Source organism: Anaeromyxobacter dehalogenans 2CP-1 (assembly GCF_000022145.1).
In the GTDB taxonomy this organism is placed as follows: domain Bacteria; phylum Myxococcota; class Myxococcia; order Myxococcales; family Anaeromyxobacteraceae; genus Anaeromyxobacter; species Anaeromyxobacter dehalogenans.
The window spans coordinates 390491-405653 of the sequence record NC_011891.1 but is presented as its reverse complement, the minus strand read 5'-3'; the positions used below and the strand labels follow the sequence as shown (position 1 = coordinate 405653).

At 74.1% G+C, this 15163-nt stretch carries 15 protein-coding genes; 2 read left to right on the top strand and 13 right to left on the bottom strand.

The features are described from left to right. Positions 1-6: 6 nt before the first annotated feature. From A2CP1_RS01780 to A2CP1_RS01740, 12 genes are all read right to left on the bottom strand, one after another. Complete coding sequence (locus A2CP1_RS01780) at positions 7-636, bottom strand: hypothetical protein (RefSeq protein WP_012631773.1); 630 nt, start codon at positions 634-636, stop codon at positions 7-9. Beyond that, positions 626-1117: a hypothetical protein gene (locus A2CP1_RS01775; protein WP_012631772.1), complete on the bottom strand. Its 492-nt coding sequence runs from the start codon at positions 1115-1117 to the stop codon at positions 626-628. Before A2CP1_RS01775 ends, A2CP1_RS01780 begins: the two co-directional genes overlap by 11 nt. Then, positions 1114-2331 (bottom strand): hypothetical protein, encoded by a 1218-nt coding sequence (locus tag A2CP1_RS01770; RefSeq protein WP_245529959.1) that lies wholly within the window; start codon positions 2329-2331, stop codon positions 1114-1116. The genes A2CP1_RS01775 and A2CP1_RS01770 overlap by 4 nt, the downstream gene beginning before the upstream one ends. Beyond that, positions 2280-2567: a hypothetical protein gene (locus tag A2CP1_RS23650; protein ID WP_245529958.1), complete on the bottom strand. Its 288-nt coding sequence runs from the start codon at positions 2565-2567 to the stop codon at positions 2280-2282. Before A2CP1_RS23650 ends, A2CP1_RS01770 begins: the two co-directional genes overlap by 52 nt. Then, the gene (locus tag A2CP1_RS23375; RefSeq protein ID WP_012631771.1) at positions 2564-2731 is read right to left on the bottom strand and encodes a hypothetical protein; all 168 of its coding nucleotides are present in this window, start codon (positions 2729-2731) and stop codon (positions 2564-2566) included. The genes A2CP1_RS23650 and A2CP1_RS23375 overlap by 4 nt, the downstream gene beginning before the upstream one ends. Next, positions 2728-2895, bottom strand: coding sequence for a hypothetical protein (locus tag A2CP1_RS23370; RefSeq protein ID WP_012631770.1), 168 nt, complete (start codon positions 2893-2895; stop codon positions 2728-2730). The genes A2CP1_RS23375 and A2CP1_RS23370 overlap by 4 nt, the downstream gene beginning before the upstream one ends. Next, on the bottom strand, positions 2892-4316 hold the full coding sequence (locus A2CP1_RS01765) for a 4Fe-4S dicluster domain-containing protein (RefSeq protein ID WP_012631769.1): 1425 nt from the start codon (positions 4314-4316) through the stop codon (positions 2892-2894). Before A2CP1_RS01765 ends, A2CP1_RS23370 begins: the two co-directional genes overlap by 4 nt. A gap of 89 nt (positions 4317-4405) precedes the next feature. Beyond that, a complete protein-coding gene (locus A2CP1_RS01760; RefSeq protein WP_012631768.1) occupies positions 4406-4663 on the bottom strand; it encodes a hypothetical protein in 258 nt (85 codons plus the stop codon). A 1-nt stretch (position 4664) separates the two neighbouring features. Further along, positions 4665-6587 (bottom strand): 4Fe-4S dicluster domain-containing protein, encoded by a 1923-nt coding sequence (locus A2CP1_RS01755; RefSeq protein WP_012631767.1) that lies wholly within the window; start codon positions 6585-6587, stop codon positions 4665-4667. Between the two features lie 140 nt (positions 6588-6727). Further along, positions 6728-7357, bottom strand: a complete 630-nt coding sequence (locus A2CP1_RS01750) for a sulfite exporter TauE/SafE family protein (RefSeq protein ID WP_012631766.1) — start codon at positions 7355-7357, stop codon at positions 6728-6730. Continuing rightward, positions 7354-7845, bottom strand: coding sequence for a metal-sulfur cluster assembly factor (locus A2CP1_RS01745; RefSeq protein ID WP_012631765.1), 492 nt, complete (start codon positions 7843-7845; stop codon positions 7354-7356). Before A2CP1_RS01745 ends, A2CP1_RS01750 begins: the two co-directional genes overlap by 4 nt. Positions 7846-8301: 456 nt before the next feature. Beyond that, positions 8302-9591 carry a porin gene (locus tag A2CP1_RS01740; protein ID WP_245529957.1) on the bottom strand — a complete coding sequence of 430 codons (1290 nt, stop codon included), beginning with the start codon at positions 9589-9591 and terminating at the stop codon, positions 8302-8304. A gap of 491 nt (positions 9592-10082) precedes the next feature. On the opposite strand from A2CP1_RS01740, the gene A2CP1_RS01735 reads away from it, so the two are divergent. Together A2CP1_RS01735 and msrB are read left to right on the top strand one after the other, a co-directional pair. After that, positions 10083-11708, top strand: coding sequence for a sigma-54-dependent Fis family transcriptional regulator (locus tag A2CP1_RS01735; protein WP_012631763.1), 1626 nt, complete (start codon positions 10083-10085; stop codon positions 11706-11708). 128 nt (positions 11709-11836) lie between these two features. Beyond that, entirely contained in the window at positions 11837-12259 is a 423-nt protein-coding gene (msrB, locus tag A2CP1_RS01730) for a peptide-methionine (R)-S-oxide reductase MsrB (protein ID WP_012631762.1), read from the top strand. Between the two features lie 225 nt (positions 12260-12484). Here msrB and A2CP1_RS01725 read toward each other — a convergent pair whose 3' ends face one another. Continuing rightward, positions 12485-15121, bottom strand: a complete 2637-nt coding sequence (locus tag A2CP1_RS01725) for a M1 family metallopeptidase (protein ID WP_012631761.1) — start codon at positions 15119-15121, stop codon at positions 12485-12487. Between the last annotated feature and the right edge of the window lie 42 nt (positions 15122-15163).

The following is a 15163-nucleotide window of genomic DNA, read 5'->3' as shown; positions in this document are numbered from 1 at the left end:
CGACTCCTAGTTGGTGAGGGACCCGCTGTCGCGGATCACTCCGGACGGGCACCAGACGAAGCACTTGCCGCAGCGCGGGCAGCTCCCCTTCGCGAACACCGGCTCCACGTTCCCGCGCTCACCGACGCGCATCGAGATGGGGAAGTCGCCGCGCATGACGCTCTTGCAGCCATCCAGGCAGCGGTTGCAGATGGGGTAGAGGCAGCGCTGGACGCCGAAGCGCAGCCCCTTGGCACGCGCGTCCAGGATCCGCTCGAGCATGTCCTCGCGCTCGACGTAGCGGTCCATCGCCTTCAGCAGCCGGTGCTCGCCCACCTCACGGCCCCGGACCGCCAGGCGGTAGTCGGCGAGATCCCCTCGTCGCACCGTGACGGCCCCATCGACGATGGGCTTGAGCAGGCCGAGCAGGCTGCCGTCGGCGGCGTGTGCGAACACGATGATGCGGCCGCTCTTGGTCTCCTCGTCGAGGTGGATGCGGATCTCGTCCGGCAGGAACTCGAACCGCGCGTCGGCAGGCGCGTGCACCCGCGGGTAGGAGCCCGGGAACTGCTCCGTCCACGGCGCCTGCGCCACGCGCGCGCCGAGCGCGACGGCCAGGAACGTCAGGGTGGCGAGGAACGCAGGGCTACGGAGCATGGGCCGCCCACTCGTTCCCGGCGTCGCCGCGGAGCTGCGCGATCAGCCGCAGCAGCGGCAGCCGCAGCCCGCACCCCTTCTCGCAGGCGCCGCAACGGAAGCAGACGCGCGCCGCGTCGCGCGCCCGCATCTTGAAGGTGACCAGCTCCGCGTCCGGCCCCAGCGCGGCGGCCGCCTCCCGCGCGGTGAGGTGGCGATCCGCCACGGTGACCAGCATCTCCGGATCGATCTCGAGCGCCCTCCGCACCGGGAGGCGCACGTTCGTCGCGTACACGTACACGTCGCCGCTCCCGGCCAGCGCCGCCGAGACGAAGCCCTGCGGGTCCAGCCCGAGCACGCAGCGCGCCGTGCACGCCTTGCAGTCGTAGCAGGTGATCGCCCACGGCTGCCGTGCGCGCAGCGCGTCCGCGAGCAACCAGCCCAGGTACGCGAGCGTGGCGCCGACCGCGATCGCGTTCACGGTGACGAGCGCGCGCTTCACAGGAGCACCAGGAGCGCGCCGGTGAGCAGGCCGCCGAGCAGGCCGCCGAGGTGGTGCACCCGGTAGCCGTAGACGAGGTTCACCACGCCCCCCGCCACCGCCCCGAGGACGAGCGCCGCCGGGAAGTAGCGCGGATCGAGGGCCGTCGAGGTGAGCGGCAGGCGGGAGACGAGCAGCGCCGTGACCGGGACGCCCAGGAAGATCCCGAGCGTCTGCGGCCGGCCGGACCACGCGTCGCGGATGCGCAGCCGCCCCTCGCCGATGCTCCCGATGCCGCCGATGGCGGAGGGGCCGCACGACGCCGCGCCGGCGAGGATGAAGGCGGAGAGCAGCGCCGGCGTGGCGCGCTCGAGCCCGGTCGCGTCGGCGAGGCGCACGCCGAACATGAGCACCCCGGGGATGAGCGCCAGCGACACGATGCGACCGCACGGCATCGCCAGCATCACCGGCACGTAGGCCAGCACCACGCTCACGCCCACGTAGCCGAGCGGGGTGTGCTCGGCGGCCCACACCAGCAGCGCCAGCAGCGCGTCGAACGCGCCCGCGATCGAGAGCGCGCCCGCCACCAGGAACCCCGCCAGCATCGCCGAGAGCGGGTGGAGCATCACGCCGCCCAGCAGATCGTCCAGGCCGAGCCGCGCGACCAGCATGACGCACGCCGTGCCGATCGTGAGGGTCACCTGCAGCGGGACCGGCGGGCGCACGAGCACCACCACGAGCAGCACGGCCAGGAAGATCGCGAGCGCCAGGTATCCGTGCTCGGGCACCGGGCGCTCGGCGGCCTCGGGCGGCGCGGCGCGCATCCTGAGGGTCGTCCCGTAGCCCCACCGGATCAGCGCCATGGTGGCGACGGTGATCACCAGGATCGCGATCTGCGCCGGGTTGGAGAACGAGCCCGGCGGATACCGCCCCATCCCCTCGCCCAGCATCCCGATCCCGCCGATCACGGAGGGGCCGCAGGAGGCGGCCGCGTTCACCACCAGCCCGAAGACGGTGACGGCCACCAGGACCGGCTCGCCGCGCTCCTTGGCGAGCGCCCAGCCCAGCATCAGCGCGAGGGGGATGAGCGGCGAGACCAGGATGCGGCCGCACGGCATGGCCAGGATCGTGGGGAGGTTCACCAGGAGCGAGATCACGAACGGCGCGCCGAGCCGGGTGCGCGTCAGCCGCCCGAGCAGGCGCGCCGCGGCGTCGAACGCGCCCGCGGCGTGCAACGCGCCGGCGAGCAGGAAGCCGGCGATGACGCTGGCACCGGATGCACGTTCGCCGAGGCGAGGAGCTGGGGCCACGGGATGGGCCGCCCCGCGAGCGCCGAGAACCCGATCGCCAGCCCCGCGACCGCGAGCAGCAGCGCCTGGAGGGTGACCACGCGCTGCGGGATCCACCCGCGCAGCGAGGCGATCACCCCGCCCACGAAGAGGCCCAGCGCCGCGGGGCCGGCCCAGGTCATCGGCGGGCCCTCCCGCGCGGCCGGCCGAGCTGGACCAGCGCCACCGGCTCACCCTCGCAGCCGCCACGGCCGCCGTCGCAGCCAGCGTCGCAGCCGGCGCCGGGGCGGCGCAGCAGCGCATAGACCCCCACCGCGAGCAGCAGGGTGGTGACGATCTCGATCATGACAGGAGCCTCAGCAGTGCGGCGGCGACGACGCCGCCGAGCAGGCCGCCCGAGCTCCAGGGCGCGGCCTGGAACGCGGCGTTGAACAGCGCACCCACGAGCAGCCCCGCCGCCATCAGCGCGAGCCACTCCTTCACCGGCCTGCTCGGACCGGGCGACCTCACGACCGCGCCTCCGGCCCCGGGAACGCACCCGCCGGCCGCGGCGCCTCGCCGGGCGCCCCCAGCGCGTTGCGCGCCTCGTCGCGGAGCCGGAACGCGGACCGGCCGTAGCCGAGCAGGTCGTCGAGCCACACGAGCAGGCGATTGGCGGCGACGGACTTGCGCGCGATGAGCGCCACCGCCCAGCGGTGCGCGAGCAGATCCTTCTTGTTGAACGGGCACGCGCCGGTGCACGCCATGCACTTCGGGTTGATCTTGAGATAGGTCCAGCACTTCGGGCCGTCCACCTGCCAGCGCGAGACGCCGCCGGCCGGCGCGCCCGCCTCCCCGCGCGGCACCGCGCTCACCGGGCAGGCGTCCGCGCACTTGTTGCAGACGCGGCAGAACTCCTGCACCCCCAGGTCGCGCTGCCGGTCCACGGCGAGCGGGATGTCGGTCGTCACCACCGCGAAGCTCCCGCGCGGCCCGAACCGGTCGTTGATGAGCATGCCGTTCTTGCCGAGCTCGCCGAGGCCCGCGGCGATCGCGAGCGGGATCACCTGCACCTCCGCCCACCGGCCGAAGTGGGCCCGGGCCGGATACCCCAGGCTGCGAATGGCCTTCGCGAGCTCCACCGCGACGCGTCCGCCCTCGGCGTAGAACTCGAGGGTGTCGCGGTACTCCTGGACGGTCTCGGGAGGGATGGGGACCGCGGGGTTCGTGCTGCGCCCGGAGAGCACCGCCGCGACCTCCTCCGGGATGGAGCTGTAGTAGTCGCGCCAGGGCAGCGGCGCGGACGGGCTGGCCAGCCGGTAATCCAGGCCGGTCGCGATCACGATGGCGTACCGGTGGTGGAGCGCGACCGGCTGGCCGTCGTTGTCCTTCTGGAACACGAACTGCGGGTGGAGCTCGGTGATCCCTGCCACCTGCGCCCCGAGCGCCCGCGCCTCGTCCTTGATCTGCGCCGCCAGCACGGCGGGCTCGGTCACCTCGACCGCGACCGGCGCCACCGAGCCGTCGCGCGCCGCGCGGTGGGCGACCTTCCCCACGCACACGTCGTACACGGAGAAGGTGAGCTCGTCACGGCCGTCGGGGCCACGGCTCCGCTCCACCTTGCCGAGGACGTCGTTGCCGGGCTGGGTGGTCGCGTCGTAGGCCTGCGTCGGTGTCGCCGCGCCGACCCGCTTGTCGGGGAAGCTCCGGTCGGACGGGATCACCAGCGCGAGCGCGAGCAGCGCCGCGAGCCCCAGGACGCCGCGCAGCGTCCACCGGGCGCGCGAGCCTTCCAGCGCGCCGCGGCGCTTCGCCAGCAGCAACCCCGCGCCCAGCGCGGCGCAGCCGAGCGCCGTCGCGAGCGAGATCCAGGTGGCGCGCCACTCGCGCTCCACCAGCGCGGCCGAGGTCATGGCCGTCCACGCGGCCGTCCCCACGGCGAGGAGCGCCATGCACCCCAGCTCTCGAGCCTTCCAGCGCACGCGATGCTCCCATCCGCCCCCGGGGGCGGGGCCAGCGCCCCGCCCCGGGGACCGGGGACCTACGGGGTGACCTGCTGCCGTGGAGCGGGCGGGGCCGCCGGAGGCCGGGGGCGCACGAACGCGAGGATCGCGATGCCCGGCAACGACCAGACGACGAACAGGGCGAGGAAGCGCCACGCCGCCACGGGAGACGAGATGAGGAGCGTGTCCACGAGCGCCCACAGGCCGAACGCGAGCAGGCCCGCCGTGACGCCGATGAGGAGGATCTCGTACCACTCCAGCGCGATGCTGAGCTTCAGACGCTTGAGCCGGGTCATGTCACTTCTCCTCCGCCCACATGCGGGCCGCCTGCTCGTAGGTGAGCGTCTGCTTCTCGTACTTGGGATCGCGCGGAGGGAAGACCTCGTCGTCCGGCGAGTAGGACGCGCCGGAGAACGCCTTGCCTTCCTTCAGCAGCGCGGTGGCCTCCTCCGGCGTGAGCAGCTTGCCGGGGAGCGGCAGGTTCGGCGGGAGCTCGCCGGCCTCGTAGTCCCAGTGGACGTTGCGGTTGCGGCCGCTGGCGTCCAGCAGGCGGTCCGGGATCTTTCCCCAGGTCGTGCCCTTGTAGCTGAGCCCGACCTTCCCCATCTTCGGGTCCACGCCGGACGCCCACTCCTCGTTCTTGGAGCGGTCACGCTCGGTGTAGATGTACTGGCCCACCTGGTAGGGGAACGTGGCCTTCCAGCCGGGATCCTCCTGGATCCAGCGGGCCGGGCGGCTCACGTTGTACGGGCTGGCCTCGGAGCTGTACTCGAAGTCGAGCCAGTCCTCGAGGCCGACGCCGTGGATGTTGCCGAACAGGTACGTCGCGATCGGGCTGTGCCGGATGATGTAGTTGCCCACCCGGTGGAACGCGGTGTCCGGCTTGTTGTACGGGCAGACCGCCAGGCAGGCGCCGCACATGTTGCCGTTCAGGTTGCCGGTGCGGAAGCGCGTGCACTTGTCCTTGTCGACCTGCCAGATCTTCACGCCGTTCTCGACGGTGGGCTCCCCCATCGGCACGGAGTTCACGGGACAGGCGCGAGCGCAGCGATCGCAGTTCGCGCACATGCGGGTGATGCCCCAGCCCTGCTTCGGATCGCCCGCCTCCAGCGGGAAGTCGGTGAAGATGGTGGCGGACTTGAAGCGCAGGCCGCCCGCCGTCGGCACCACCGCGTCGGAGAGCCGGCCGTACTCGCCGATGCCGCTGTACACCGAGGCCGGCGTCTCGATGTTCTCGTAGTTCATCCCGCCGAACCCGACGCGGGCCACGTAGCCCATGTCACGGAGCATCTGCGCCATGCGGATGCCGATCCACGCGCTCGTCGAGTACGCCTGGCCGCTGTTCGACACCGACCACCAGGAGGTCCCGGCGTCGTTGTGGATGCGGGTCCAGTCCTGGTCGGTGAAGATCTGGATGACGTACTTCAGGTCCTTCGCGTCCTTCAGCGGCAGCGGCGTGCCGTACGTGCTGAGGTCGTGCGAGTAGAACCAGCGGGGATCGACGGCCGCGATGGCGATGCGCGGTGAGCCGAGCCACGACGCGATCGACTTCACCATGAGCGTGTTCTCGTGCGGCGTGTAGGTCGCCTTCGCCGAGCCCATCGCCTTGGCCACCTCGCCGAGGAGCAGGTCTCCCTTGTTCCAGCCGAGCTTCTTGTCGCGCTTCTCGCCCTGGAAGTTGCTCCAGCTGTAGCGGAGCGGGTTCGCCGGCTCGCCGCCGATGGTGGTGGCGCCGCGGAGCCGCTCCATGAGGATGGTGCCGCCGAACAGCGCCCGGGCGAGCGGGTAGCCGCTGATGAAGTTCGGCGGCCAGCCCCACTCCGTCATCATGCTCTGCTGGTCGGCGGGGTCGCCGTACACCAGGCCGCCCGCCGCGATGTTCGGGCCGGTGACGCCGGTGAGCACGCGCGAGAAGCCGTGCTCCATCTCGCTGAACCGGTGGACCTCGCCGACGATGTACTCCGGCTTGTCGGGGATGGGCCAGGGCGCGAAGAGCAGCGCCATCGCCACCGTCCAGAAGCCGGTCACCCCGAGCGCCGCGTTGCGGCGCATCGGCTCCGTCACCTGGAAGCGGAGTCCCCACCAGGCGAACCCGAGCGCGGCGATCACGAAGAGCGCCAGGAACGCGTAGATGTGGAAGTCCGTGAGGATGAAGGTGGCGAGGTCGAGGGCCCACACCGCGCCGATGCCCCAGAGGACGTAACGGTCCGTCTTGGTCATGGCGCGTGCCCTCGGGTCGATTCCTGTCCGTGTTGGTTGGTCATGGGTGCTGTCCATCTCCTGCTTCGGTCGGATGTCCGTGCTGCATTCCGGGGCATTCACCTCGCTGACGCGGAGGCCCGGGCTCCTGCGCCAGGCATCTACGCCAGGAGCTCCCTCAGCCCCTGCGCGAGGAGCGCGGCGCCGGCGATGACGGACGCGACGCGGCCCACGCGCTGCCAGAGCTCGCGCCGCGGCAGGTACCCGAGCATCGCGATGGGCAGGACGTACAGGGTGGTGGCGACGAAGAAGGCGAGGAAGAAGGCGACGCCGCCGAGCACCTGGCCCGAGCGATCCATCGCGTAGGCGACCGCGAGCAGGAACGGCGGACAGACCGAGAGCGCCGCGGCGAGGCCGAGCAGGAACGGGAACGCGCGCGACCGCACCAGGCGCGTGGTCGCGCCGCAGAGCCCGCGGTGCCCGAGGCCGCGCCCGAGCCCGTGGAGGATCAGCACCAGGCTGAGCGCGAGCCACACCGGCGTCACCCAGCGGCGCAGCGGGCCAGCCAGGGACGACGCGAGGCCGGTGAGCACGCCCACGGTCGAGTAGGCGACCAGCCGGCCGGCCAGGAACTTCAGCAGGAACCCCCATCCGCCGCGGCGCGACCCTGGCCCTGCGTCCGGGCCGGGCAGCGCGAAGGGCAGCGCCAGCGGGATGCAGCCGATGAAGCAGAGCGGTCCGGTTCCCAGGCCGAGCAGGAAGCCGCTGGAGAGCGGCCCGAGGAGCGTCATGACCGCTCCTCCGCCCCGGCGCCGTGCTCGATCATCCGCTTGCGGACCTCCGGCGCGACCCGCTCCCAGCTCCAGGGAGGATCCAGCGTCACGGTGAGCGACACCTCCTTCACGCCGGGGTGCGCGAAGAGCGCCCGACGGACGTCCTCGACGAGCTGCTTCGCGAACGGGCAGCCGGGGACGGTGAGCGTCATCACCAGGGCCACCTTCCCCTCCCTCGGCTCGGCGATCTCGTAGACGAGCCCGAGATCGACGACGTCGATCCCGAGCTCGGGATCGAGCACCTCGTGCAGGCGCTCGCGAACCTGCGCCGCCGTGACGTCGCCGCGCGCGGGATCGCCCGCGGGCCGGATCCACGCATAGTGCGTGTCCGCCCGGCTCACCGCCGCTGCGATCAGGATGGCCGACGACGCCCCCAGCAGCAGGGCGGCGAAGATCCACTCCAGGGCGCGCGAGGCGCGGCTTCGGGGCTCGGGACCGGGCGACATGCCCGTCCGGGTTACATGGCCCGTGCCACGTGCTGCGCCCGCGGCGCGCTGCAATTGCGCGCGGATATCGAGGTGCGCGGCGCTGCGCGGTTTCTCTCTGAAACGGGCGCGGGCAATCTGAAACGCGCCCGGCGCCGCCCGCCCGCGGGCAGCGGCGACGTGATCGCCCGCGGGGGTGTCCGAGCCGTCGGTTCCGGGACGTGGGTGAGGCGGCTCGCTGCGCCCCGACCCGCGCGAGCGTTCGCGGTGAGCCGGCGGGGACCCGGAGCGGACGATCCCGGGACGGCGGCGGCGGACGAGGGCGTCACGTCCGCAAGACGCAGCGCCGCCACCACCGAGCGTCCTCGGCGCTGGCGGCGCGAGCAGCTCCCGGCGCCCGCCCGGCCCGGCGAAGACTGCGAGGAGCGCCCCGGCCGCGGAGGAAGGCGGCCGGGGTGCCCCTCGTCCCCGTGCGCTCTACGGGGAACCCTTCGGCGCGCCGACGTTGGCCGTCGCCGCGAACGTGTACAGCAGGCCCAGGCCGAAGCCGCGGGTGTCGCCGCCCGGCGCGACCGCGCCCGGCCCGCCCACCACGCCGTAGCTGGCGGAGCGGTCGTTCCGCGTCTCGTAGTACGCGACGTACACGTCCGCCGCCTTGGTGAGCGCGTACGAGTAGCCGGCGTTCCACTGCGTGGCGCCGAGGCCGTTCACGGTGCAGGCGCCGCCGCCCACCACCTTGCACTCGCCCGCGTCGGACTGGCCGAACGAGCCGAACACCTGGTGCGCGCCGAAGCGCTGCTGCAGGAGCGCGTAGTAGGCCAGCCGGGCGTACTCGCGCACCGCGCCCACGGCCCGATCCTCGTTCTCGTAGGAGAGCCGCTCGCCCACCAGCGAGACGCGCGTCCCGGTGGGGAGCGCCAGCTGCGCGATCGCCTCGTGGCCCTGGTCGGTGGACGACCGGTTCGTCAGCGACACCGGCGAGCCGCCCAGCTGCGACAGGCCGAAGTAGTCCTGGTGCCGCTCGTACGCGTACCGCAGGAGCAGCGGCCCGTAGGCCCAGCTCACCAGGCCCGAGGAGATCGTCGGGCTGATGGACGGCGCGGTGGCCGACGCCACGGTCCTCGACTCGTTGGCCGAGTACGCGAGGCGCGCCGAGAACCCGTAGAGCTCGGGCGTCCAGTACTGGACGCTGTTGCCCTGCCGGCGGTTGAAGGCCGCGTCGGCCTTCCCGTTCACCCGGCCGCTCTGGGTGGTGGTGCCGGGGACGCCGAAGCCGGGGTTCGCGGTGATGGTGTTGTCGAACGGGTTCAGGCCGCGGACCGCGCCGACCAGCAGCACCGGGTACTTGTACGGCGTGTCCCAGTTGCCGAAGAACGCGCGGCCGAACTTGCCCTTCACGCCGACCGCGCTGTTGCGCGAGGCCCAGGCGTTCGGCGCGTCGCCGTCGGGGCTGACCGCGCTCTCCACCTGGAAGAACACCTGCAGGTCCTCGCCCAGCACGTCGAACCCGCCCTTGAACCCGATGTTGGACGTGCCGGAGGTGAGGCGGAAGCGCTGCGGGATGGCGACGCCCGTGTACGCAGCATCGGAGACCTGCGTCGCGCCGCCGGTCGCGGGCGAGAGGCCGGGGCGCGTCGGGTCGGACACGCGCGCGTTGTCGAAGAACGGCATCAGCGTGCCGTACAGGGTCACGTCGCCCTCCAGCGCGGAGGCCGCCGCAGGGAGGAGGAGCGCCGCGAGGAGCGCCAGGGAGCGTCTGTGGGTCATGTTCATGTTCGATCTGCGTCGTGCAGCGGGTTGGACGGCTACGGCACCTCGAGTCGAACGTGTGGCAGTGGGCGCACCCGTTGACGGTCGCGTCGGCCTGGCGGTGGCAGACGGACGCTCCGTCAGCCCCGGTGCGCCGAGCCGTGCGCCGCGGCGCCGCGTCGCGGTCCGGCGCACGGCGAGGAGCCCTCGAGCACCCGACGTGCCACCCGGGGCGTGACGCACCGTTCATGGACTTCACGGGTCTTTTCGGGCGGCCGGCCCGCGGCCGGTCGCTCGTTCCGAGAACCGGTGACTCGTTTCGAGAACCGCCTGCGACCGGCGGTCCGCGCCGGCGCCGCGTCCCGGCGCGGCCGCATGCCGCAGCACGGACCGTGAACCGCCCGCGACACCTGCAGTCCTGCGACCTCACGCCGCTTTTCCCTGGACGCGGCTGGGCGCATCACTCGTCCTGAGAAACGGACCTCCCGTTTCGAGAAACCGGAGCGGCGATGCGCATCGAGGACCTCGACCTGAGGGAGATCCTCTCGTTCGATCCCAGGGGCGGGGTGATCCGCTTCATGGGCCAGCGCGTGGTGCTGTTCGACGCGGTGGCCCTCGGCCTGCTGCGCAAGGAGCTCACGAACGCGTTCGGGACGTTCGCGGCCCGCGGCGTCCTGACGCGGTTCGGCTACGCCCACGGGTGGCGCGTGGGCGAGGCGCTCGAGCACGAGCACCCGGACCTCTGGAAGGAGGGGAAGGCCGGCCCGTTCCTGCCGCCGCTGAAGGGCCAGTTCATCCTCGGGGAGAACGTCCGCACCGACGGCCTCGGCGACGCGCCGCTGGTCGAGACGGTGTGGCACCGCTCCTACGAGGCCGAGCAGCACCTGCTGCACATCGGGCTCTCCGACGAGCCGGTGTGCTGGACCTCGGCCGCCTTCGCGAGCGGCTACCTCTCGTACAAGGAGCGGCGCGAGGTCTACGTCATCGAGGACCGCTGCGTCGGCAAGGGCGACTCCGAGTGCCACATCGCCGCGCGCTTCAAGGAGCGCTGGGGCCCGGAGCTGGAGCGCCACCTGCCCTACTACCACATGGAGTCGATCGATCACGCGCTGCAGGAGGTGTCGAGCAAGCTGCGGCGCACCGAGCGTCGCCTGCGCGAGCGCCAGGCGGAGCTGGAGCGGCTCGCGACCTGCTCCGACCAGGACACCGGCCTGGTCGCGCGCAGCGAGGCGATGCGCCGGGTGCTGGAGCGCGCGCGCAGCGTGGCGCGCACCGGCTCGTCGGTGGTGGTGACGGGCGAGAGCGGCGTGGGGAAGGAGGAGGTGGCGCGCCTCGTCCACCGCTCCTCGGAGCGCGCCGGCGGGCCGTTCGTGGCCGTGAACTGCGGCGCGATCCCGGAGACGCTGCTCGAGCGCGAGCTGTTCGGCCACGTGAAGGGGGCGTTCACCGGCGCCGAGACGGACGCGGTGGGCCTGTTCGAGGCCGCCGACGGCGGCACGCTGTTCCTGGACGAGGTGGGCGAGGTCTCGCCCGCGATGCAGGTGAAGCTCCTGCGCGCGCTCCAGGAGCGCGAGGTCCGCCCCGTGGGAGACAGCCGCTCGCGCAAGGTGGACGTGCGGATCGTCGCGGCGACGAACCGTGACCTCGCCGTCGAGGTGGCGTCCGGCCGCTTCCGCCAGGACCTCTTCTACCGGCTCAACGTCATCGAGCTGCGCGTGCCGCCGCTGCGCGATCGGCCGGACGACGTGGTCCCGCTGGCGCGCTGTTTCCTCGCGAAGCTGTCCCGCAGCGCGCACCGGCCGGTCACCGGGTTCACGGCGCAGGTGGCGGACCTGCTGGTGCGCTATCCGTGGCCCGGCAACGTGCGGGAGCTGCAGAACGCGGTGGAGTACGCGGTGGCGCTGTCCGCCGGGAACCAGGTGGGCGTCGACGATCTGCCGGAGGCGCTGCGCCACGCGCCCCCCGCCCCGGCGCGACCCGGCGTGATCCGGCCGCTGCACGAGGTGGAGCGCGAGCACGTGCTCGCGGCGCTGCGCACCGCCGGGGGCAACAAGGTGGCGACCGCCGCGGGGCTCCACATCGGGCTCGCCACGCTGTACCGGAAGCTGAAGGAGTACGGCGAGCCGGCGCCCTGAGCCCCGCGCCCGGCCCGTCCGTGCCCGGGCGCGCGGCCGCGGGCGCGGTTACGTACCCCGGCGCGGCGAGGCCGCCCCTCTGCGCGCGAGGTGCGCCGCGGAGGCGCCCGAGGTGCCCCGAGGTCCCCATGGACAAGCTCATCCTCTCCGACGCCGAGTGGCGCGCGCGGCTCACGCCGGAGCAGTACCAGGTGCTGCGCGGCCACGGCACCGAGCCGCCGGGCACCGGCTGCTTCCTGGGCACGCACGAGCCGGGGACGTACGTGTGCGCGGGCTGCGGGAACCCGCTCTTCCGCTCGGGCGAGAAGTTCGAGTCGGGCACCGGCTGGCCTTCGTTCACCCGGCCGGTCTCGCCCGACGCGGTGGTGGAGGTGCACGATCGCTCGTACGGCATGCGCCGCACCGAGGTGCGGTGCGCCCGCTGCGACGGCCACCTGGGCCACGTGTTCCCCGACGGTCCGCCGCCCACCGGGCTGCGGTACTGCATGAACTCGGCGGCCATGCGGCACGTGGCCGAGGGCGCGCCGCTCGATCCGCCCGGCGCGGGCTGAAGAGCACGTGAACCCATCCCCTCCCGTCGCCGCGGCGGCCGATCCGCGTCGCATCGCGTCGTTGCTCCTCCCTCACATGCCTCGGGGCATGCTCGGTCGTCGCGCCTCGCGCTGCTCGCGTCTCGACCGCCTGGTTCGGTCCGGGGATGGATTCACGCGCTCTGAGAGCACGTGAACCCATCCCCTCCCGTCGCCGCGGCGGCCGATCCGCGCGGGCCGGCGCGGTTAGCGCGCGAGGAAGCGCGCCACCGCGGGTCCGTTGCGAGCGCGGGCGGCGCGGCAGGCCCCGGCCTCCTCCAGCGCGCGGGCCAGCGCCGCCGGCGCCCCGTCGAACGCCTCGGCGCGCGGGCGCAGGAACGCGGCGACCTCGGCGGCGCGGCCGGGATCGCAAGCGAGCCCGGCGGCCTGCGCCACCAGCCACGACGCCTCGTCGCTGCGCAGCCGCGGCGCGAGCGCGTCCCAGCGCCCGCGCAGGAGCGCCCAGGCGCGCCAGCGCGTCTCCCGTCCGGCCAGCGCCGCCCGGAGGATCCCGGAGGTGTCGCGGAGGTCCTCCTCGCCCGACGCGACCAGCCCGAGCGCGCGATCCGCGAGCGCGGGCCGCTCGAAGCGGCCGAGGAACGCGAGCAGGCGCGCGCGGACGGTCCGGTCCCGCGAGGCGCGCGCCGCCGCGAGGATGCGGTCGAACAGCGCCGCGTCGCCGGTGCGCGCCGCTACCTCCAGCGCCGGCCAGGCCGCCTCGGCCGGCACCGAGCGCCGGTCCGCGAGCCACCGCCGCGCCAGCGCCGCCGCCTCGCCGGCGAGCGCGGCGTCCTCGCCTTCGTCCGCCACCGCCGGCACGACCAGCCGCCGCAGCGCAGCCGTGTCGTCGGGTTCGCCGCGCCGGGGCATCCACCCGAGCGACCGCGCCCGCGGCCCCCACGTCTCGCGCAGGAACGCGCGCCAGCGCGCGTGGTCGTCGGGCCCGAGCCACTCCGGCTGCGCGAGGCGCGCGAGCGCCAGGGAGGCCTCCACCTGCAGGCGGTCCTCGCTGGCGGCGAGCGGTCCCACCCGGCCCAGCGCGGCCTCGACCGGCAGGTCACCGCGGCGGGCCAGCAGCGACGCGTCGGTGGCGAGCGCGAGCCGCTCCGCCGGCGCGAGGTGCGGCCACAGGCCGGGGAGCGCGGCCGCGTCGAGCGCGGTGAGGTGGTAGCCGGTCCCGCCCGCGTTCGGCCAGAGCCACTCCGGGCAGAACGGCAGCGGGAGCTCGCCCTCCGGCCCGTCGCCGCCGACGAGGGCGCACGCCGTCTCCACCCGCGCGCCGGCGCCGGCGCGCACGCACAGCGGGATCGCCCACGTGGCCGCGGGATCCGGCGCGCCCGAGGCGAGGAAGCGCTCCTGGCGCACCACCGCCGCGGCGCCGCGCCCGTCGCAGCGCACGGAGGCACGGACGAGCGGGACGCCCGGGCGCTCCAGGAACCCGCGCAGCGACGCGGCCACCGCCGGGGTCGAGCGGGCCGCCAGCGTGGCGAGGAAGTCCTCGCTCGCGGCGGTTCGGTCGGCGTGCGCGAGCAGGTGATCGCGCAGCACCGCGCGCCACGCCGCGCGCCCCAGGAACCGCTCGTACATGGCGGCCACCGCGGCGCCCTTGTCGTAGGTGATGGCGTTGTCGAACGCTCCCTCGATCTCGTGGCGCGAGCCGACCGGCTCGCGCAGCCGCTTCACGGCGGCGAGCGCGTCCGCCGCGAGCGCCGAGGCCCGGCCTTCGGCGCGCGCGCGCGCGGTGCGGCGCCAGGCCGGCTCGAGCGCGTCGGTGATCACCGGATCGACGAAGCTGGTGAGCGATTCGTTCAGCCAGGTGTCGTCCCACCACGCCATGGTGACGAGGTCGCCGAACCAGTGGTGCACGAGCTCGTGGGCCGCGATGCTCGCGTAGCGCAGCCGCCGCTCGCGCGTCTCGGCGATCGGCGGGATGAGCGTGAGCGGCTGGCCCAGCGCCACGATCCCCGGGTGCTCCATGGTGCCCCAGAAGCGCGGCACGACCGCCACGTCGCACTTCTCGTAGGGGTACGGCACGCCGGTCTCGGCCTCGATGAGGTCGAGGAGGCGCGCGGTGATGGAGGCCGCGTAGCGGGTCTCGCCGCCGCGCCCGCGCGGCACCACGAAGCGCACCGGCACGCGGGCGGCGCCGCCGGCCCCCGCCTCCACCACGTCGAACGGCCCCACCACGAACGCGACCAGGTACGAGGGCAGCGGCCGCGTCTCCGCGAACTCCACGCGCGTGCCCCCGCCGTCCGGCGCCTCGCGGAGCGCCGGGGTGTTCGCGACGGCGCGGTCCCCCCGCTTCACCGTGAGCGACAGGCGCCACGGGATCTTGAACGAGGGCTCGTCGAAGCAGGGGAAGGCGCGGCGGGCGTCGGCGGGCTCGAAGAACGTGTACGCGTACCAGCGCCCCTCCTCCGCGGCCGCGTAGACGCCGCGGCTGCGCACGCGGTCGATGGTGCCGGCGAACGCGATCTCCACGGTCGCCTCGCCCGGCGGCTGCGGCGCGTCGGGCACGAGCCCCAGCAGCCCGCCCGCGGCGGGCACGGCCCGCGCCGGCCGGCCGCCCACCTTGGCCTCCTCGATCTCCAGCCCCTCGGCGTGGAGCCAGACGACGCGGGCCGGCGCGTCGAGCACCACCGGGTAGCGGACCCGGCCGCGGTAGCGCTCGGCGGCGGGATCGAGGGTCAGCGACACCTCCCCGCGGATGGGCCGCACGCCCGCGGGGAGGCGCAGGGCGGGCGGGACCTCGCCGGCCGGGAGCGGCGGCGGGCGCGGGGCGGGGTCGCCGGCGGCGGCCGCGGCGAGCGCGGCCACGGTGAGTGCGAGCGCGGGGATCGGCATCGCACCCATTAGCACCCGTCGCCCCGCCGGAGCCAAGTGCCC

Bases quoted from the DNA above. Each gene is read 5' to 3' on its own strand.
- A2CP1_RS01735 (WP_012631763.1), top strand. From the start codon at position 10,083: ATGCGCATCGAGGACCTCGACCTGAGGGAGATCCTCTCGTTCGATCCC.
- A2CP1_RS01765 (WP_012631769.1), bottom strand. From the start codon at position 4,316: ATGGCGCTCCTCGCCGTGGGGACGGCCGCGTGGACGGCCATGACCTCG.
- A2CP1_RS23650 (WP_245529958.1), bottom strand. From the start codon at position 2,567: ATGACCTGGGCCGGCCCCGCGGCGCTGGGCCTCTTCGTGGGCGGGGTG.
- msrB (WP_012631762.1), top strand. From the start codon at position 11,837: ATGGACAAGCTCATCCTCTCCGACGCCGAGTGGCGCGCGCGGCTCACG.
- A2CP1_RS01740 (WP_245529957.1), bottom strand. From the start codon at position 9,591: ATGACCCACAGACGCTCCCTGGCGCTCCTCGCGGCGCTCCTCCTCCCT.
- A2CP1_RS01780 (WP_012631773.1), bottom strand. From the start codon at position 636: ATGCTCCGTAGCCCTGCGTTCCTCGCCACCCTGACGTTCCTGGCCGTC.
- A2CP1_RS01745 (WP_012631765.1), bottom strand. From the start codon at position 7,845: ATGTCGCCCGGTCCCGAGCCCCGAAGCCGCGCCTCGCGCGCCCTGGAG.
- A2CP1_RS23375 (WP_012631771.1), bottom strand. From the start codon at position 2,731: ATGATCGAGATCGTCACCACCCTGCTGCTCGCGGTGGGGGTCTATGCG.
- A2CP1_RS01725 (WP_012631761.1), bottom strand. From the start codon at position 15,121: ATGCCGATCCCCGCGCTCGCACTCACCGTGGCCGCGCTCGCCGCGGCC.
- A2CP1_RS01760 (WP_012631768.1), bottom strand. From the start codon at position 4,663: ATGACCCGGCTCAAGCGTCTGAAGCTCAGCATCGCGCTGGAGTGGTAC.
- A2CP1_RS01755 (WP_012631767.1), bottom strand. From the start codon at position 6,587: ATGACCAAGACGGACCGTTACGTCCTCTGGGGCATCGGCGCGGTGTGG.
- A2CP1_RS01750 (WP_012631766.1), bottom strand. From the start codon at position 7,357: ATGACGCTCCTCGGGCCGCTCTCCAGCGGCTTCCTGCTCGGCCTGGGA.